The organism is Micromonospora sp. CPCC 205546, from assembly GCF_036902715.1.
GTDB lineage: Bacteria > Actinomycetota > Actinomycetes > Mycobacteriales > Micromonosporaceae > Micromonospora.
This window is the reverse complement of the sequence record NZ_JBAKHL010000021.1, coordinates 57844-74794: the sequence shown is the minus strand read 5'-3', so window position 1 is coordinate 74794 and position 16951 is coordinate 57844. Positions and strand designations below refer to the sequence as shown.

The 16951-nt window shown below is 72.4% G+C and carries 15 protein-coding genes; 7 read left to right on the top strand and 8 right to left on the bottom strand.

From position 1 onward, the window contains the following. Nucleotides 1-7: 7 nt before the first annotated feature. From V6U77_RS12975 to V6U77_RS12965, 3 genes are read right to left on the bottom strand one after another with little or no spacing between them, the layout of a single operon-like run. Nucleotides 8-841, bottom strand: coding sequence for a carbohydrate ABC transporter permease (locus V6U77_RS12975; protein ID WP_334606538.1), 834 nt, complete (start codon nt 839-841; stop codon nt 8-10). Between the two features lies 1 nt (nt 842). After that, nucleotides 843-1829, bottom strand: a complete 987-nt coding sequence (locus V6U77_RS12970; protein ID WP_334606537.1) for a carbohydrate ABC transporter permease — start codon at nt 1827-1829, stop codon at nt 843-845. Nucleotides 1830-1875: 46 nt separating this feature from the next. Continuing rightward, a complete protein-coding gene (locus V6U77_RS12965) occupies nt 1876-3165 on the bottom strand; it encodes an ABC transporter substrate-binding protein (RefSeq protein WP_334606536.1) in 1290 nt (429 codons plus the stop codon). 230 nt (nt 3166-3395) lie between these two features. On the opposite strand from V6U77_RS12965, the gene V6U77_RS12960 reads away from it, so the two are divergent. Beyond that, nucleotides 3396-3974, top strand: a complete 579-nt coding sequence (locus V6U77_RS12960) for a mycothiol-dependent nitroreductase Rv2466c family protein (protein WP_334606535.1) — start codon at nt 3396-3398, stop codon at nt 3972-3974. A gap of 78 nt (nt 3975-4052) precedes the next feature. On the opposite strand, the gene V6U77_RS12955 is transcribed toward V6U77_RS12960, so the two are convergent. Then, on the bottom strand, nt 4053-4493 hold the full coding sequence (locus tag V6U77_RS12955; RefSeq protein WP_334606534.1) for a hypothetical protein: 441 nt from the start codon (nt 4491-4493) through the stop codon (nt 4053-4055). A 175-nt stretch (nt 4494-4668) separates the two neighbouring features. On the opposite strand from V6U77_RS12955, the gene V6U77_RS12950 reads away from it, so the two are divergent. Continuing rightward, on the top strand, nt 4669-4944 hold the full coding sequence (locus V6U77_RS12950; RefSeq protein ID WP_334606533.1) for a hypothetical protein: 276 nt from the start codon (nt 4669-4671) through the stop codon (nt 4942-4944). A gap of 93 nt (nt 4945-5037) precedes the next feature. Continuing rightward, on the top strand, nt 5038-5418 hold the full coding sequence (locus tag V6U77_RS12945; protein ID WP_334606532.1) for a YccF domain-containing protein: 381 nt from the start codon (nt 5038-5040) through the stop codon (nt 5416-5418). Nucleotides 5419-5456: 38 nt separating this feature from the next. Here V6U77_RS12945 and V6U77_RS12940 read toward each other — a convergent pair whose 3' ends face one another. Beyond that, entirely contained in the window at nt 5457-8369 is a 2913-nt protein-coding gene (locus V6U77_RS12940) for an AfsR/SARP family transcriptional regulator (RefSeq protein WP_334606531.1), read from the bottom strand. A gap of 91 nt (nt 8370-8460) precedes the next feature. Between V6U77_RS12940 and V6U77_RS12935 the strand changes: the two genes are divergently transcribed. The 4 genes from V6U77_RS12935 (at nt 8461) to V6U77_RS12920 (ending at nt 12534) form a co-directional block, all read left to right on the top strand. Next, entirely contained in the window at nt 8461-9186 is a 726-nt protein-coding gene (locus V6U77_RS12935; protein WP_334606530.1) for a hypothetical protein, read from the top strand. A 20-nt stretch (nt 9187-9206) separates the two neighbouring features. Continuing rightward, nucleotides 9207-9845, top strand: a complete 639-nt coding sequence (locus tag V6U77_RS12930) for a hypothetical protein (protein WP_334606529.1) — start codon at nt 9207-9209, stop codon at nt 9843-9845. A gap of 98 nt (nt 9846-9943) precedes the next feature. Continuing rightward, the gene (locus V6U77_RS12925; protein ID WP_334606528.1) at nt 9944-11779 is read left to right on the top strand and encodes a C39 family peptidase; all 1836 of its coding nucleotides are present in this window, start codon (nt 9944-9946) and stop codon (nt 11777-11779) included. Next, on the top strand, nt 11767-12534 hold the full coding sequence (locus V6U77_RS12920; protein WP_334606527.1) for an SH3 domain-containing protein: 768 nt from the start codon (nt 11767-11769) through the stop codon (nt 12532-12534). The genes V6U77_RS12925 and V6U77_RS12920 overlap by 13 nt, the downstream gene beginning before the upstream one ends. 422 nt (nt 12535-12956) lie before the next feature. On the opposite strand, the gene V6U77_RS12915 is transcribed toward V6U77_RS12920, so the two are convergent. From V6U77_RS12915 to V6U77_RS12905, 3 genes are read right to left on the bottom strand one after another with little or no spacing between them, the layout of a single operon-like run. After that, nucleotides 12957-13664 carry an HAD family hydrolase gene (locus tag V6U77_RS12915; protein ID WP_334606526.1) on the bottom strand — a complete coding sequence of 236 codons (708 nt, stop codon included), beginning with the start codon at nt 13662-13664 and terminating at the stop codon, nt 12957-12959. Nucleotides 13665-13720: 56 nt separating this feature from the next. Beyond that, a complete protein-coding gene (locus V6U77_RS12910; RefSeq protein ID WP_334606525.1) occupies nt 13721-14164 on the bottom strand; it encodes a TetR-like C-terminal domain-containing protein in 444 nt (147 codons plus the stop codon). Nucleotides 14165-14213: 49 nt separating this feature from the next. Continuing rightward, entirely contained in the window at nt 14214-16922 is a 2709-nt protein-coding gene (locus V6U77_RS12905; protein ID WP_334606524.1) for an MGH1-like glycoside hydrolase domain-containing protein, read from the bottom strand. Between the last annotated feature and the right edge of the window lie 29 nt (nt 16923-16951).

Here is a 16951-nt window from a genome sequence, read left to right as displayed (position 1 = left end):
GTACCACCTATCCCTTGACTGCGCCGGAGGTCAGGCCGGAGACGATGCGGCGCTGGAAGAAGAGGACGAACAGGATGATCGGAATCGTGATCACCACGGCGGCGGCGCAGATCGCCCCGGTGGGGTCCTCGAACTGCGACTCGCCGGTGAAGAACGACAGCGCCACCGGCACCGTGCGGGCCCGCTCGGTGGAGGTCAGGGTGATGGCGAACAGGAAGTCGTTCCAGCAGAAGATGAAGACCAGGATCGCCGTGGTGAACAGTCCCGGCGCGGCCAGCGGGGCGATGACCCGCCGGAACGCCTGGGCCTGTGTGGCGCCGTCCATCTTCGCCGCCTTCTCCAGGTCCCACGGGATCTGCTTGAAGAACGCCGACAGCGTGTAGATCGCCAGCGGCAGGGCGAAGGTGATGTACGGCAGGATCAGGCCCGGCCAGGTGTCGAAGAGGCCGAGCTGGCGTTCGATCTCGAACAGCGGCGACACGAGCGACACCTGCGGGAACATCGCGATCAGCAGGGACACCCCGACCAGCAGCCGCTTGCCGGGGAAGTCGAGCCGGGAGATCGCGTACGCGGCCATGGCGCCGAGCACCACGGCGATCACGGTGGCGATCAGGGCGATGCCGATCGAGTTGACCAGGGCCCGGACGAACTGGTCGGTCTGGAAGATCGTCCGGTAGTTGTCCAGCGTCCACTCCTGCGGGATGAACTTCCCGTCGGTCAGGGTCGCCGGGGTCTTGAACGACAACGACATGATCCAGAGCACCGGCACCAGCGCGAAGACGACCACGATGGCGTCCAGCAGGCCCCAGCGCAGCTTGGCCCGGGTGGTGGTGTCAGCCATCTCAACGCCTCTCCCCGTCGTCGCTGCCGGGGGCAGCGGTACCGAACAGCTTCACGAAGACGAAGGCGATGATCGCCACGGCGAGGAAGATCAGCACCGACATCGTCGACCCGATGCCGAGGTTCAGGCCCCGGATCAGGTTGTTGTAGGCGAGCATCGACACCGACGAGGTCTCGTTGCCGCCCGCGGTCAGCACGAAGATGTTGTCGAACACCCGGAACGCGTCCAGGGTGCGGAACAGCAGCGCGACCAGGATCGCCGGCTTCATCACCGGCAGCATCACCTTGGTGAACCGCTGCCAGGAGGTGGCGCCGTCGGTGGAGGCCGCCTTGAGCAGGTCCTCCGGCACCAGGGCCAGGCCGGCCATGAGCAGCAGCGCCATGAACGGCGTGGTCTTCCAGATCTCGGCCAGCATGATGATCGCCAGCGAGCTGGCGCGCTCGGTCAACGGCGCGCCGTCGCTGAACAGGTTGGCCAGGTAGCCGGTGCCCGGCGTCCACGCGTACCGCCAGGAGAAGGCCGCGACGACCGTGACGATGCCGTACGGGATCAGCGCGGAGGTCCGCACGAGGCCCCGGCCGACCAGCGTGCGGTGCATGATCAGCGCCAGGCCCATGCCGAGCACCAGCTCGACGGCGACGGTGACCACCGTGATCAGCGCGGTGACCCCGAACGCCGTCCACCAGAACTCGTTGGTCAGCACGGTGACGTAGTTCTCCAGCCCGACGAACTCGCGTTCGGCGGGGAAGCGCAGGTCGTAGCGCTGCAACGACAGCCAGACCGAGTAGATGATCGGGTAGGCGGTCACCAGCAGCATGACCAGCGCGGCGGGCGCGCAGAGCAGCCAGCCCAGCCGGCGCTCGGCCCTCTTGTTCTCGCTGAGCGGGGCCTTGCGGCCCCGGCCGGCGCGCCGGGTCGGCGCCGTGGCCCGGTCGGCGGTCTCCTCGGCGGCGACCTCGGCGCCCGCCGGGGTGGCGTTGACGCTCATGCCGCCACCTCCCGACCGTCGGCGTCGAGGCGCCGGGTGCGCTCGCTCACGGCAGGACCCCCTTCGATTCGAGGGCGTCCGCGATGGCGTCGCGCAGCTCGTCGGCGGTCTGCTCGGGCCGGATCGCCGACGGCGGCGACAGGATCGCCGACATGACGGTGGAGATGCTCTGGTACGCCGGGGTCAGCGGGCGGACCGCCGGCTCCTTGAGCTCTTCGAGGATGGTGTCCTTCATCGGGTACGCCTCGGCCATCTCCGGGTCGTCGTAGACCTTCTCGATGGTCGGCGGCACCCCGTCGTTGACGGCGGAGAACTTCTGGTTCTTCTCGTTGCGGATGCAGCGGGCCGCCTCGAAGGACTCCTCCGGGTGCTTCGAGTAGGCGCTGACCGCCATGTTGATCCCGCCGATGGTGACCTTGCTCGGGGTGTTCTCGTCGACGCCCGGGACGCGCGCCCAGCCGACCTTCTTCGCCAGCTCCGGGTCGGCCTCCTGCATCGCCGGATAGACGAACGGCCAGTTGACCTGGAAGGCGCCGTCGCCGGACTGGAACTCCAGCCGGACCGGGTCCTCCGTGGCGTTGCTGAACGACGGCGACGTCACGCCCGACGTGGCGAAGCGCTGGAGCTGCTCCAGCGCCCGCACGGTGCCGGCGTCCATCACGGCCTGCTTGCCGTCGTCGCTGAGGATCTTGCCGCCGGCGCTCTCGGCGAGGGTGTTGTAGAGGACGACGAGGCCCTCGTACTGGGCGCCCATGGTGAGCACCCGGTACGGCTTGCCCTGCTGCTTCAGCTCCTGGGCGGCGGAGATCATCTGGTCCCACGTCTTCGGCGGCTGCGGCACCAGGTCCTTGCGGTACCAGAGCAGCTGGACGTTGGTGTTCTTCGGCGCGCCGTAGAGCTTGTCGGAGTAGCGGGCGGTCTCCAGCGGGCCGGCGAGGGTGCCCTGCTCGACCTCGGCCCGGTCCTGCCCGGTCCATTCCCTGATCCAGTCGGCGCTGGCGAACTCCTGCGTCCAGGTCACGTCGAGGCCGAGGACGTCCATGCCGGTGTCCTGCGCGGCCAGCCGGCGGACCATCTGCACCCGCTGGTCGTCGGCCTGCCGGGGCAGCACCCGGTAGACGATCTTGTAGCGCCCCTGGGCCTGCGCGTTGCAGTCGTCGACGACCTTTTGCAGGTTCTGCTCCGGCGGGTAGTACAGGTTGATCGTGGGCGTACCGCCGTCCCCGCCGGATCCGCAGGCGGCCGCCATCGGCGCCACCAGCGTCAACGCCGCGGCGGCAGCCACCGCGCGCACGCGCGGCCGCCGTCGGCGTCGGGCCTTGTCAGGGTCGCTCATCACCCCTCCCCTCGTGTCGGCCAAAGGCCGGGGTGAGGCTCCGCGCCCCGGCGCACGGCGAGCCGTTCGGGCGTCTGACCAGCAGTTCCGTCGCCCGGACGTTTCGTGGCCACACACTGCCCGACCTGCGAAGTTGCGAAACCTGACGCTGGTGGGGCGGGGCCGACAGCGCCGGCGGTGGTGCGGATCACCACCGTGCGGGTCGGGCCGGACGCCCGTAGGCTCGGCCGATGGACGCCACCTTCTTCCTCGACCCCGCCTGCCCGTGGACCTGGCGCACCTCCCGTTGGCTGGTCGCGGTCGCCGACGCCCGGAGCCTGCACATCGAGTGGCGGGCGTTCAGCCTGGCCATCCTGAACTCGGGGCGGGTGCCGCCGGAGCACGCCGAGGCGATGACCGCCTCCAGCCGGGCGCTGCGGCTGGTGGAGGCCCTGCGCGCCGAGGGCCGCCACGACGACGTCGCGCGCTTCTACGCCGAGGTCGGCGCGCGCAGCCACGACGTGGGCAACCCGCTGTCGGAGAAGATCGTGGACGCGGCCGTCGAGGCGGCGGGCCTGGGTGCCGCCGCGCCGGCGCTCGACGACGACCGCTGGGACGAGGCGGTACGCGAGTCGCACGCGCTGGCGTACGCCTCGGCCGGCCCGGACATCGGCGCGCCGGTGCTCATGGTGCCCGGCGCCGAGCGGGGCGTCCACGGCCCGATCCTGACCGAGGTTCCCGGCACCGACGACGCCCTGACGATCTGGGACTCGCTGCTCCCCCTGATCCGGATGCCCGCCTTCCACGAGGTCAAGCGCGCCCGCCACTGACCTGCGGCCGTCACCTTCGTGGTTCTCCCCGGTCGGGGGCGCCTCGCCCGCCCGGCCCGGCGTGCCCGGCCGCCCCTGTCATGACCCGGTGCGGCGGCGGTTGGTCATCGCGCGCACCACCACGACCACCCAGCCGATCGCGGCGAGCGCGCCGGCCGCCGCGAGCCCGGAGAAGATCAGCCAGGTGCCGCCGCCCCGGGCGGCGAAGACACCCCTGCGGGCGCCGGTGTCACGGGCTGCCACGGTGGCCCCCGAGGTCAGCCCGTCCGGCCCGTCGTAGACGATGACGTCGTGACGCGGCGTGCCGCCCCCGGCCGGGACGAAGTCACCGTGCCAGACGCAGTTGCGGCTGCACTTCTCGTGCAGCGCGGTGAACGTGCCCGCCACGCCGCCACCGGACTTCGCCCGCCAGGCCGGGGCGACGTCGGGCACGGCGAGAGCCAGCCCGAGGAGGGCGAGGAAAGGGAGCCCGACCCAGAGCAGGATCCTCATTCCCCAGCCGGCCGCCCCGTCCGCCACGAGCACACCGTAACAAGATCCGGCCCGCCCCGATCGGTGGGTTCCCGCGGGATCCTCCCCTCGTCGGCCCGGCGGTTGGCAGGATCGTTGCCAACGAGGAGGTGCCGTCGGTACCGAAGGTGGTTTGACCGACGGCCGCGGTGGGGTACCGCGGACGCCGACGAAGGGAGCGCCGATGTCGGAGCCACATGTCACGCTGGATCCTCGTGGGCTGGATCCCGTGCAGCAGAAGCTGCGCGGGCCGCTGGAGGATCAGCTGACCTCGGCGCTGCAGGCCGCCACGGAACGGGTCAGCGCCAGCTACGCCGGGGAGCCGGTGGAGCAGATCTGCCAGCGGCTGCTCGACGAGACGCGCTCGGGGCTGCACCCCGACATCGCCGCCGGCTTCAATCCCGACATGGACGAGTTCTGCCGCGTCGCGGTGGCGATCGTGCGCGGCGAGGCCTCCTGACACACACGTACGCGAACGACCCCAACCCCGCCCGCAGCAACGCCGGGGACGGCGGCGCGGCCCGGGTGGCACAGGTCGGTCATGCTCAGAAGCATGATCCGGTTTGTGCTCAACGTGCTGTGGCTCATCTTCGGCGGCGGCATCGTCCTGGCCGTCGGTTACGGCATCGCCGCGCTGATCTGCTTCGTGCTGGTGGTCACGATTCCGTTCGGCGTCGCGTCGCTGCGGCTCGCGGTCTACTCCCTGTGGCCGTTCGGCCGTACCGTCGTGCCCAAGCCCGGCGCCGGAATCGCCTCCGGGCTCGCCAACGTCCTCTGGGTGGTGCTCGCCGGCTGGTGGCTGGCCCTGTCCCACGTCCTGGCCGGTGTCGCGCTGTGCCTCACGATCATCGGCATTCCGTTCGGGATCGCCAACTTCAAGCTCGTTCCCGCCGCGATCTGGCCCCTCGGACGCGAGGTCGTCGACGCCCCGTGACGGGTCCGGCCCACGGCCGTGGCCCTCGCCGACGGTGATCAGCCGGCACCGGCCGCCGACCAGCGTCCGCCGTGCACCTCCCGGCGCGCGACCTGGGCCCGCAACTGCGCGCGGATCTCGTCGGCCTCGGCGCTGCCCACCTGGGTGAAGAGGGCCAACGCCAGCCGGAGCTGCTGGATCCCGCGAGCGGCGTCACCGCGCTGGCACAGCATCACCCCGAGTCGGCGCAGCGCCACCGCCTCCCCGTGCCGGAAGTCGGCCCGGCGCATCGCCTCCACGGCCAGCTCGGCGTACCGGATGGCCGGGCCGACCTGTCCGTCGCCGAGGCACGCCTCGGCCAGGGTGCCCATCAGGCTGCCCCGGTTGCGTTCGTTGACCGGTACGCCGGCCACGGCCAGGCCGCGCCGCAGGTAGCGCAGGGCGGAGCGGTAGCGCCCGAGCAGGCACTGCACCTCACCGAGGTTGCCCAACGCGTTGGCCTCGATCTCCGGGGCGGCGCCGCGGCGGGCGAGGCGTGCCGCCGCCCGGCAGTAGCGGATCGACTCCTCGTAGCGGCCGGCCAGGCGGTAGGCCATGCCGATGTTGCCCTTGGTGGCGGCGCAGGAGCGCAGGTCGCCGAGCCGCTGGCGCAGCCGCAGGCTGCTCTTGAAGTACTCGGCCGACCGGTCGTACTCGCCGGCCATCCCGTGCAGGACGCCGAGTTGGTTCAGCGCCCGGGCCTGGCCCTCGTCGTCGCCCGCGGCGTGGCTGATCTCCAGGCTGCGTCGCAGCAGGCGCGTCGCCTCGTCCGTGCGGTGCAGGTGGAAGTAGGCCACCGCCAGGTCGTGCGACAGACCCGCCTGCGCCACCCGGTCGCCCAGCCGCTCGGCCGCGGCGATGCCCGCCCGGTCCACGGTGATCCAGTCGCCCACGTGACCGCGCATCTCGAAGAACAGGAAGAGGCTGTCGGCCAGGTCGACGCCGAACCGCGCGGTGCTCGACGAGGCCGCGGACTGGACGACGGCCGCCACCAGGTTCGGCCGCTCGGCGGCCAGCCAGGCCAGTGCCGCGTCGGCGTCGGCGAAGTGCGACGGGCCGGTGATCGCCGGCGCCCGGGTGCCCGGGCGCAGCAGCGCCAACGCGTGACGGGTCCGCTCCAGGTAGTGGGCGAGCATGCGGTTCACGGCCGACGTCCGCTGCGGCCCCGGCTCCTCCTCGGCACGCTCCCGGGCGAAGAGCCGGATCAGGTCGTGCATGGCGTACCGGTTCGCCACGGGTTCGTCGACCAGTCGCGCGTCGACGAGTTCGTCGAGCGCGTCGAGCGCCAGCGGCAGGTCGACGCCGAGCAGCGCGGCGGCCACCGCGCAGGTGACGTCCGGGGCGTCGACGGCGCCGATGAGCCCGAACAGCCGTGGCGCCAGGGGGTGCGTGAGGTGCTGGTAGCTGACCAGGAAGCTGGTGCGTACCGCGATGTCGCCCAGGCGCAGCTCGTGCAGCCGGCGGTGCTTGTCGCGCAGGCGGCCGTCGAGGGTCGTCAGGGTCCAGTTCGGTCTGGCGGCCAGGCGCGCGCCGGCGATCCGGATCGCCAGGGGCAGGCCACCCAGGCGGCGGACCAACCGGGCCGCCGTGTCGGCCTCGGCGGCGACCCGGGCGGCGCCGACGAGCCGGCGGAGCAGCTCGACGGCGTCGGCCTCGTCGAGGACGTCCAGTTCCACGTGGGTGGCGCCGTCGATGTCGGCGAGGCTGCGGCGGGAGGTCACCAGGACGGCGCACCCGTCGCCGGCCGGGATCAGCGGTCGCACCTGACCGGCGTCGTGTGCGTTGTCGAGCACCAGCAGCAGCCGCCGGCCGGCCAGCAGCGAGCGCAGCGTGGCCGACGCCTCGGCCACGTCGACGGGGATCGCCGTCTCGGCGACACCGAGCGCCCGCAGGAGGCGGCCCAGCACGTCCAGCGGCGGCGCGGGGTCCACGCCGGCCGTGGCGCCGCGAAGGTCCACGTAGAGCTGCCCGTCGGGGAAGGAGCCGGCCACCTGGTGCGCCGCCTGCACCGCCAACGCCGACTTGCCGACCCCGGCCGGGCCACTGACCACGCACAACGGCATGGCGCGTCCGGGCCCGGTGGCCAGCGAATCGCGCAGTGCCGCGAGCATCCGGTCCCGTCCGACGAGCGCCGGCACGGTGTGCGGCAACTGCCGGGCGGGCTCACCCGCCGCCCCGGGCGCGCCGGGGTCGGCCGGACCCGCCTCGCCGGCCAGTTCGCCGAGCCGGTGCAGCACCGGGCCCGGCTCCAGCTCCAACTCGTCGGCCAGCGCACGACGACAACGCCGGTAGGCGTCGACGGCCTCACCGCGACGACCGAGGTGGTGCAGCGTCAGGACCTGCTGTTCGGCGAAGCGCTCGTGCAGCGGATACCGCGCGACGAGTTCGTCGAGCACGGCCAGCATCTCGTGGTGCCGACCCAGCTCCAGCCCGACGTCGACGTACTCCTCGTACGCCGTCAGCCGCAGCCGGTCCAGCCAGGCGACGTTGACGCCGAAGCTGCCCTGGCAGGCCACGTCCGCCAGTGGATCACCACGCCACAGGTCGAGCGCGCGGCGGTAGAGCGTGGCGGCCCCCTCGGTCAGGCCGGACCCCACGGCCGCGCGGGCGGACTCCAGCAGCGCGACGAAGCGGGACACGTCCAGTTCGGTCGGACCGACGGTGATCCGGTAGCCGGGCGCGTCCGACGTCAGCCGGTCCCCCACCAGCTGCCGCAGGCGCCACACGTAGAGCTGGACGTTCTTGCGCGCGGTGCGTGGCGGCTCGTCGGCCCAGAGCAGGTCGACGATGTCGTCGACCGGGGTGGCCCGGTTGGCGTGCAGCAGCAGCGCGGCGAGCACCGCCCGCTGCCGGGGCGGGCCGGCCGGGACCGGCCGGTCGTCCGACCAGATCCGCACCGGACCGAGCAGCCCGAAGGTCAGCCGACCACTCATGCCGCCAAAGCATAGCGGTCTGTCTATACCAGAAATAGAACGACGACTGGGAAGCTGCGCCGCACCTCCCACCGGGAAAGGAGATCCTCCCGTGACTGATCGAAATGCCGGGGAGCGGCTGCCGGCCTGGGTGCCGGCGATGTGGGTCGCCGTGCTCGTCGCCGCGCTGCTGGTGCCGACCGGCCCCGCCCACGCCTCACACCCCAACCCGTCCTCCACCCGTCACCTGCACAACATGCACTACGCCACCGCCGGATCGTCGGCCGGCGCCAACGACGAGCAGTTCTGCGTCGAGTCCACCGACACGGCAAAGGTCAGCCACAGCTCGGCCCGCGCCTTCGTCAAGCAGACCCTGACCGAGATGGGCGCCGGCAAGGTCTGGGACGGCCTGGGCAACTGGCGCATCGACCTGTGGGCGACCAGCGGCAACTGCAGCTCGTACCCGGCCTCGACCCGCAACACCATCGAGATCGAGGTCCACTACGGCTGGGACTGGAGCGCGCGCTGCGGCGCCCCGGTCGGCTACTACAACTGCGTCGAGCACGACAACCCCGTGTGGGACGCCGCCCAGGGCCACTACGACAGCCAGTGGGCGTACGTCTTCCTGGTGTTCAGCTCCGGCGGACGCCTCGACAACGTGGGGCGGGGCTTCATCAACCACGAGTTCGGGCACGTCTTCGGGCTGACCGACGACAACGGCACCTGCAACCCGCCGAGCCTCATGCACAGCACGGTCGTGGGCTACGGATGCGGCAACTGGACCAACTGGTATCCGAGCCCGTCCGACTTCCAGTCCGTCCTGAACGTCATGGCCTGACGTTTCCGCGAGGAGTCACGATGGCACGACATTCCCTCAGGACCCGCCTGCTGACCACGCTGACGGCCTGCCTCACGTCGGCGGTGGCGGCCGGAGCGGTCGCGACCGCCGTGCTCGACCGCGACCCCGGGCACGACCATGGCGACCACGCCCACGTCGACACCACCAACGGGCTGCTCGTCACCAACCGCTCGTCACTGCGGATGTGCGTCGAGGCCGGCGCGGACGCCGACGGGCAGGCCGTGCACACCGACCTGCTCGCGGGCCTGGAGCAGGCACGTCGGGACCCGAACTGGACCGGCGCCTACGGCAGGGCCCGGTTCAGTCCGGCGACGGCGCTGACGTCCGGCTGCCCGGCTGCGAACCTTCCTGACCGGGTCGAACGCACGACGGTGGCCGGACCGGGTCTCACCGACGATCCGAGCCCGTACCGCGTCTGGATCTACGTCCTCGACGACGCCGCCGCCGACCGGATCCTCGGCGTCGGCCGACCGGCCGACGTGGCGACCGCCGAACTGATGCGCGAGGCCAACAGCACGTGGCCCGTCTCCACGGCCCTGTTGGCCCGGCGCAGCCACCTGGCGGACACGACGGCCGTGGCGCTGACGTTGCGCACCGCGCTGGGGCTCGTCAGGGCCCACCAGGAACCGGCCCCGTGAGCACCACCCGACCGGCGCGGACGCCGGCCGGGAACCACCGTCCCATCCCGCCCGGTCGGGCCCCAGGGGCCGACCGGAACGACTCGAAGGAGGGGCACATGCAACCACTGCCCTCCCCCGGCCATCCGCCGGGCAGACGTCCACCGCGCAGGGCATCCCGGCCGGCGGTGCTCGCCGGGCTCTGCGCCGCCGCTCTCTCGACCTCCCTCGCCGGCGCGGTGCCGGCCACCGCCGACCACACCACGGCGACCCCGGCGGCCGGCCCCGCCGCCGTCGGCATCCACACCGTCCGTTCCGCCGCCGGCTACCAGGTCCGGGTCGACGGCGTCACCCGCGCCACCGTCGCGGTCGACGACCCCGGCAATTCGGTACGGACCACGCTGAGCCCCACCGGACGCCACGCGGCGCTGATCCGGGACTTCAACGGCCGGTACGGCGCCGAACTGCTCTCCCTCGACGTCGGCAGCGGCAGGTTGACCAGGATCGCCGCCGGACGCATCACCTCCGCCGTCTACGCCGGGGACGGCCGGCTCGGCTACGTGCTGGCCGGCGACGGCTCCGGGCAGCTGCGGCTGCGCCCACCAGACCGGAGTGGACCCGACCGGACCGTCGCCAGTCTCGACGGGGCCGACGTGCGGCTGGTCGGCTGGGGGGAGGGCGACGCCGCGGCGCTGCTCACCCACCGCGCCGCCGGCGAAGCGTCGGGTCCGTCGCTGAGCCGGGTCGACCTGACCACCGGCGCCACCCGGACAGTGCTGGCCGGCGACGCCGCGAAGGGCGTGGTCTACCGCGACATCCGGGTGACCCGGATCGACGGCGCGCAGCGGGTCAGCGCGATCGTGGCGGACCACGTCTACCCGTGCGCCGGCACCTCGTCGAGCCTGCTGCTCGCCGACGAACACGGCGCGACGGTCGTGCGTACGGGCGCCACCCGCGACTCCTACCGCGAGGCGGCCTGGAGCCCGGACGGCGACCGGGTCGCCTACACCATCCAGGCGTGCGTCTCCCCCGCCGAGAAGGCGACCAGCCGCTCCCGGGCGTTGCAGCGGCTCGACGACCTCAACGGCACCTACGTGCGGGACCTCGCCGCGACCACCGCCCGACGCCTCGTCGAGGGCGTCACCCCCAACTACCGCCTCGACGGCTTCGCCGGCACCCAGCTCCGCCTCACCTCGGACCGGTACGGCGTCCAGACGGTGGACGCGACGCGACCAGTGACCGCGGCGCGGCTCGACGCCACCGCCGACGCCCCGACCTCGGCCGTCACCACCGGCACCAAGGGGGCGGCCCCGACCGGTGCGGCCGGCGGGCGCGACGGCACCGGGGACGTCGGCGTCCAGTCCAAGGTCGTCGGCTCGACCTTCATCCACCAGTTGTGGGACACCGCCGACACCTTCAACGGCAACTCGGCCTGCGGACCGACCAGCGCGGTGATGGACCTCGCCGGCTACCAGCTCGCCAACCAGAACGGCTACTACGTCAGCACGCCGTCACGGCACTGGTCGCCCTACGGGCGCTACATCACCCACAGCTACAGCGCCTACGGCACCACCTACGACGCGGTGGCGCCGGACCCGAACTGGAACTACTTCGCCGGGGCGTACGGCTGGCTGGTGGAGACGCCGTCCCAGGGCACCATCCACCGCTGGATGGGCGACTACCTCGACCGGCACGTGAGCTACGCCGTCGCCGAGACCGGCAACGTCACCTGGTCGTGGATCAAGTCGAAGATCGACGCCAACCTGATGGTCGTGGTCAGCGGCAACTTCGCCTACGGCCAGTACGGACACATCGGGCTGATCACCGGTTACCTCGACGACGGCCGCGTCTACGTCAACGACCCGTACGGCGCCGGCACCGACGGCAGCTGGGACGGCAAGAACACCGTCTACACACTCGACTACATCCGGGGGTGGTACGCATGGGCCGCATGACCCGTGGGCTGGTCGCGCTGGTGGCCGTCCTCGGCATCGGGTACGGCGGGGGCCCGGCGGCCGCCGCGGTGCCGGCCGGGCCCGGCGCGGCGATCCCGGCGGCCCAGGCCGCGTCGGACGCCGACGAGGTGGGCATCCAGGCCACCGCCCGTTCCGTACGCTGCGCCGGAGCCGCCCGGGCCGCCGGCTGGACCGGCGAGAACCTGGTCATCTCGGTCGCCGTGGCGCTGGCCGAGTCGCAGTGCGTCGCGGGCGCGCAGGGCTACAACGGCCCGACGTCCGGCTGCCCCAACGGCTCCCTGGACCGGGGCGCATGGCAGATCAACAACTGCTACCACTCCTGGGTCACCGACGCCTGCGCCTACGAGGTCTACTGCAACGCCCGCGCCGCCCACGACATCTGGGGCTGGTCGGGATGGAGCGCGTGGGCCACCTACACCAACGGCTCCTACCGCAACTACCTCACCGAGGCCCGCGACGGCGTGAACAACCCCGGTGGCGGGGTCTACGGCACCGTCAACACCGGCGGAGACCCGCTGAACGTCCGCTCCGGCCCAGGCACCTCGTACGCCCTGGTCGGCACGGTGGCCCACGGCACGACCGTACGGATCGTCTGCCAGGCCCGGGGCACCCGCGTCTGGAGCGACGTCTACCAGTACTGGACCGACATCTGGGACAAGATCGGCGACGGGCGGTTCGTCTCCGACGGCTTCGTCCACACGGGCTCGTCGGGCACCGTCGCCCCGAGCTGCTGAACCTCGGCAACGCGGCTGCGCGCCGGGCGGAGGGCGTCAGGACCGGGGCCGCAACTCCCCGGTCCTGCCCCCAGCCGTCCGGCGTGGTGGCGGACGCACCGCCTGAGCGCGTGGGCGTGGCACGTCGCCCACGCCGGGCTCAACGCGGCGAGCCAGCCGCCTGCACTCAGCTCCATGGTGCCCACCTACCGGACTTCGGCACGCTCCCGACTCACCCCGAAGAGCCGTGAACGCCGAATCAGGCTAGGCGTGCCGTCGGGGCCGCGACAAGGACGGACGGCACCGGGCCCGCGTGATTGACGTCAAGGCGAAAATGCGGCATGTCGACGTAACACCGCCCTACCGGCCAGCGCTGTTTCCCGTCGAGGCCGTCACCGCGTCCGGCGCTCCGGACGCCCCTGCGGGGCGGCCCGAAGAACGGCTCAGAAGTGGTGCAGCAGCTCGGGGAACGCGGACAGCCGCAGCACCCCCGGGTCGGCCGGGTCCAGCTCGTCGTGCTCCAGCACCCAGGTGTTGTCGTTGGGGATGAACACGGCGTTGAGCCCGGCGGCGCGGGCGGGCCGGATGTCGGACTTCGGGGAGTTGCCGATCATCCAGGTGACGGCGGGGTCGATGCCGTGTTCCCGGGTCAGCCACCGGTAGGTGTCGACGTCCTTCTCCGGCACGATGTGCGCGGCCCGGAAGTGGTGCAGCAGGCCGCAGGCGTCGAGCTTGCGCTGCTGCTCCTCGCGCTCGCCCTTGGTCAGCAGCAGCAGGTCGTGCCGGGCGGCCAGGTCGTCCAGCGCCTCGGCCACGCCGGGCATCAGCTCCACCTGGTGCGCCACCAGGGCCGTCGCCAGTTCGTCGATCCGCCGGCGCTCCGCCTCCGTGGCGGGCCGTTGCCGCAGCCGTTCCAGGCACTGCCCGAGGCTGCGCAGGAACACCTTGCTGCCGTAGCCGTGCGCGACCGCGTTGGCCCGCTCGATGTCGTCGAGGATGGACCGGGTCTCGGCCCGGTCGAGGGTCGGATGGTCCAGCCACTCCAGGAAGTCGTCGATCACCCGCTCGAACAGGACGTTGTTCTCCCAGAGCGTGTCGTCGGCGTCGAAGACGAGCACCTGCCCCTCGCGGCGGCGCGTCGCGTTCCCCATGACTCTCCTCCACCCGTGTCGGCCGGGGCCACGGTACTGCGGGCCCGCCGGCCCGGTCAGCCGGGTTTTCCCGGGGTCGGCTCGTCCCCGGTCGACGCCGTGGCGCCCGGGCCGGTGAGCAGCCCCGACATGATCATGTCCTCCCGCTGCTCCTGCTTGTCCGGGCGCAGCCGGCCGCCCCGGGTGAGCATGACGGTGCCGTGCAGCAACGCCCAGCCGAGTTCGGCGAGCGTGTCGGGATCGCGCCCGGCAGCCAGCGGGGCCCGGGCGGCGCGCAACTCGGCGAAGGCCGCGCCGGGCGCACCCGGCCCCCGGTCGCGGCCCAGGGTGAGGTCCGCGGTGTGCGCGAGCATCGCGTCGTAGACCTCGGGACTGGCGTACGCGAAGTCCAGGTAGGCCGCGACCACCGCCGGCCAGTCAGCACGCCCGGTGGCGGCGGCCCGGGCGGCGGCGAGCGCGGCGGCCAGGTCGGCGAAGCCGCGCACCGCCACGGCGGACATGAGCGCGGCCGGGTCGGGGAAGCGGCGGTAGAGGGCGGCGCTGCTCGGCTCAGCGGCGCAGGGTGAGGATCAGGTCGGCGACCAGCGCCGTCCAGCCCGTCTGGTGCCAGGCGCCCAGCCCCGCGCCGTTGTCGCCGTGGAAGTACTCGGGGAAGCAGATCAGGTCCCGCCAGTCCGGGTGGGTCTGGAAGAGCTGGGCGGCGCCGTAGATCGGCCGCCGGCCCCAGCCGTCGCGGGTGAACAGCGAGATCAGCCGCGCGGAGAGGTCGTCGGCGATCTCGTCGAGGGTCCGCTTCTCCCCGGAGCGCGTCGGATACTCCACCTGCAGGTCGTCGCCGAAGAAGGCGGCGTAGTCGCGCAGCGCGCTGATCAGCAGGAAGTTGGTCGGCATCCAGATCGGGCCGCGCCAGTTCGAGTTGCCCCCGAACAGGCCGCTGGTCGACTCGGCCGGTTCGTAGCCGACGCTGAACTCCTGGCCGCCGAGGGTCACCGAGAACGGCTTGTCGAGGTGGGCGCGCGACAGCGTGCGCAGGCCGTACTCGGAGAGGAACTCGTCGGTGTCGAGCATCCGGGCGAGCAGCCGGACGATCTGCTCCGGGCCGACCATGGACAGCAGCCGGTGCTGGCGGCCGTCGGGGCCGAGCCGCCGGGCGCCGATGACGTCGGCGTACTCGGGGCGGTTGGCGAGGAACCAGCGCAGTCGGGCGTGCAACTCGGGTAGCCGGTGCAGGGTGTGGGCGGTGAGCCGGGTCGTCGCGGCCAGGGGCAGCAGGCCGACGACCGAGCGGACCCTCAAAGGCACCTTCGAGCCGTCGGCGAGGCGCAGCACGTCGTAGAAGAACTCGTCCTCGGCGTCCCACAGGCCCTGCTCGTACGCGGCGGCGGCGATGTAGGCGAAGTGCTCGAAGAACTTGGTGGCGGTGTCGACCCACGTGCGGTCGTGCTCGGCCAGCACGACGGCGATGTCCAGCAGGTTCAGCGCGTACATCGCCATCCAGGCCGTGCCGTCGGACTGCTCCAGCACGCCGGCCACCGGCAGCGCCGCCGAGCGGTCGAACGGGCCGACGTTGTCCAGCCCGAGGAAGCCGCCCTCGAAGACGTTGTTGCCGACGGTGTCCTTGCGGTTGACCCACCAGGTGAAGTTCAGCAGCAGCTTGTGCATCACCCGGGCCAGGAAGGCGTGGTCCCGGCCGCCGTCGATCTCGAAGACCTTCAGCGCCGCCCACGCGTGCACCGGCGGGTTCACGTCACCGAACGCCCACTCGTACGCGGGGATCTGGCCGTTGGGGTGCAGGTACCACTCGCGCAGCAGGAGCAGCAGCTGCTCCTTGGCGAAGCCGGGGTCGACCCGGGCGATGCTGACGCAGTGGAAGGCCAGGTCCCAGGCCGCGTACCAGGGGTACTCCCACGGGTCCGGCATGGAGATCACGTCGAAGCTCGTCATGTGCCACCAGGCGCTGTTGCGCCCGTGCCGGCGGCCGGAGGGCGGGGGCGCGGAGCCGGGATCGCCCTCCAGCCAGCGCTTGACGTCGAAGTGGTAGAACTGCTTGCCCCACATCAGCCCGGCGATCGCCTGCCGGGCGACCAGGGCCTCGTCCGGGGTCGCGGCGGCCGGGATCACGCCGGCGAAGAACCGGTTCGCCTCCGCCCGGCGGGCCCACACCACCGCGTCGAAGCCGTCGCCCAGGTCCGCGGGCGGCGGCGGGGTGCCGCCGGGCGGCGGGGCGGTACGGGTCAGCCGCAGCCGGATGCGCCGCTGCGCCCCGGCCGGCACGTCCAGCACGTAGTGCAGCGCGCCCTTGGTGCCCTCGCGGGCCGGGTTGACCGTGGGGGCCCCGTCGACCACGTGGTCGTTGATGCCGTCCTTCGGGTAGGCGGAGCGGCCGGGCAGCCCCCAGAGCCGCTCGGCGTTGGTGTCGTTGTCGCAGAGCAGCGGCGTGGGTTCGCCGTCGCCCTCGAGCAGCAGCTGGCCGAGCACCCGGTGCTCGCCGACCAGCCGTGATCCCTCGCCGACCAGGCGGGGCACCCGGTCACCGCCCGGCAGGCCCCAGGCCCAGGTGTTGCGGAACCACAGGGTGGGCAGCACGTGCAGGGTGGCCGCCCGGTCGCCCCGGTTGGCGACGGTGACGACGACGCACATGTCCGTCGGGGTGGCCTTGGCGTAGTCGACGGTCACCGCCCAGTACCGGTCGTCGTCGAAGATGCCGGTGTCCACCAGCTCGTACTCGGTGTCGTCGCGCCCGCGCAGCGCGTTGACCGCGACCAGCTCGTCGTACGGGAAGGCGGCCTGCGGGTAGTGGTAGCGCCAGCGCATCCACGAGTGGGTGGGGGTGGAGTCCTCGTACCACCAGTAGTCCTTGGCGTCCTCGCCGTGGTTGCCGCCGTCGCCGCCGAGGCCGAACATCCGCTCCTTGAGGATCGGGTCCCTGCCGTTCCACAGGGCGAGGGCGAAGCAGAACGTCTGCCGGTCGTCGCAGACGCCCGCCATGCCGTCCTCGCTCCAGCGGTAGGCTCTGGAGCGCGCGTGGTCGTGCGGGAAGTAGTCCCAGGCCGTACCGTGCTCGCTGTAGTCCTCCCGTACCGTCCCCCACGCCCGTTCGGACAGATAGGGACCCCATGCGCGCCAGTCCTGTTCCCCGGCATCGGCCTGAGCCAGCCGGAGCCGTTCGGGGTCGGGCGCGTGGTCGTCGGGGGGCGGCACGTCGGTGATCACTCGCACATCTTCGACGTCGCCGCGGGACTTCACCACAGGAGCCATTCTCGTCGTGGCGTGTTGCACCCCGCCGC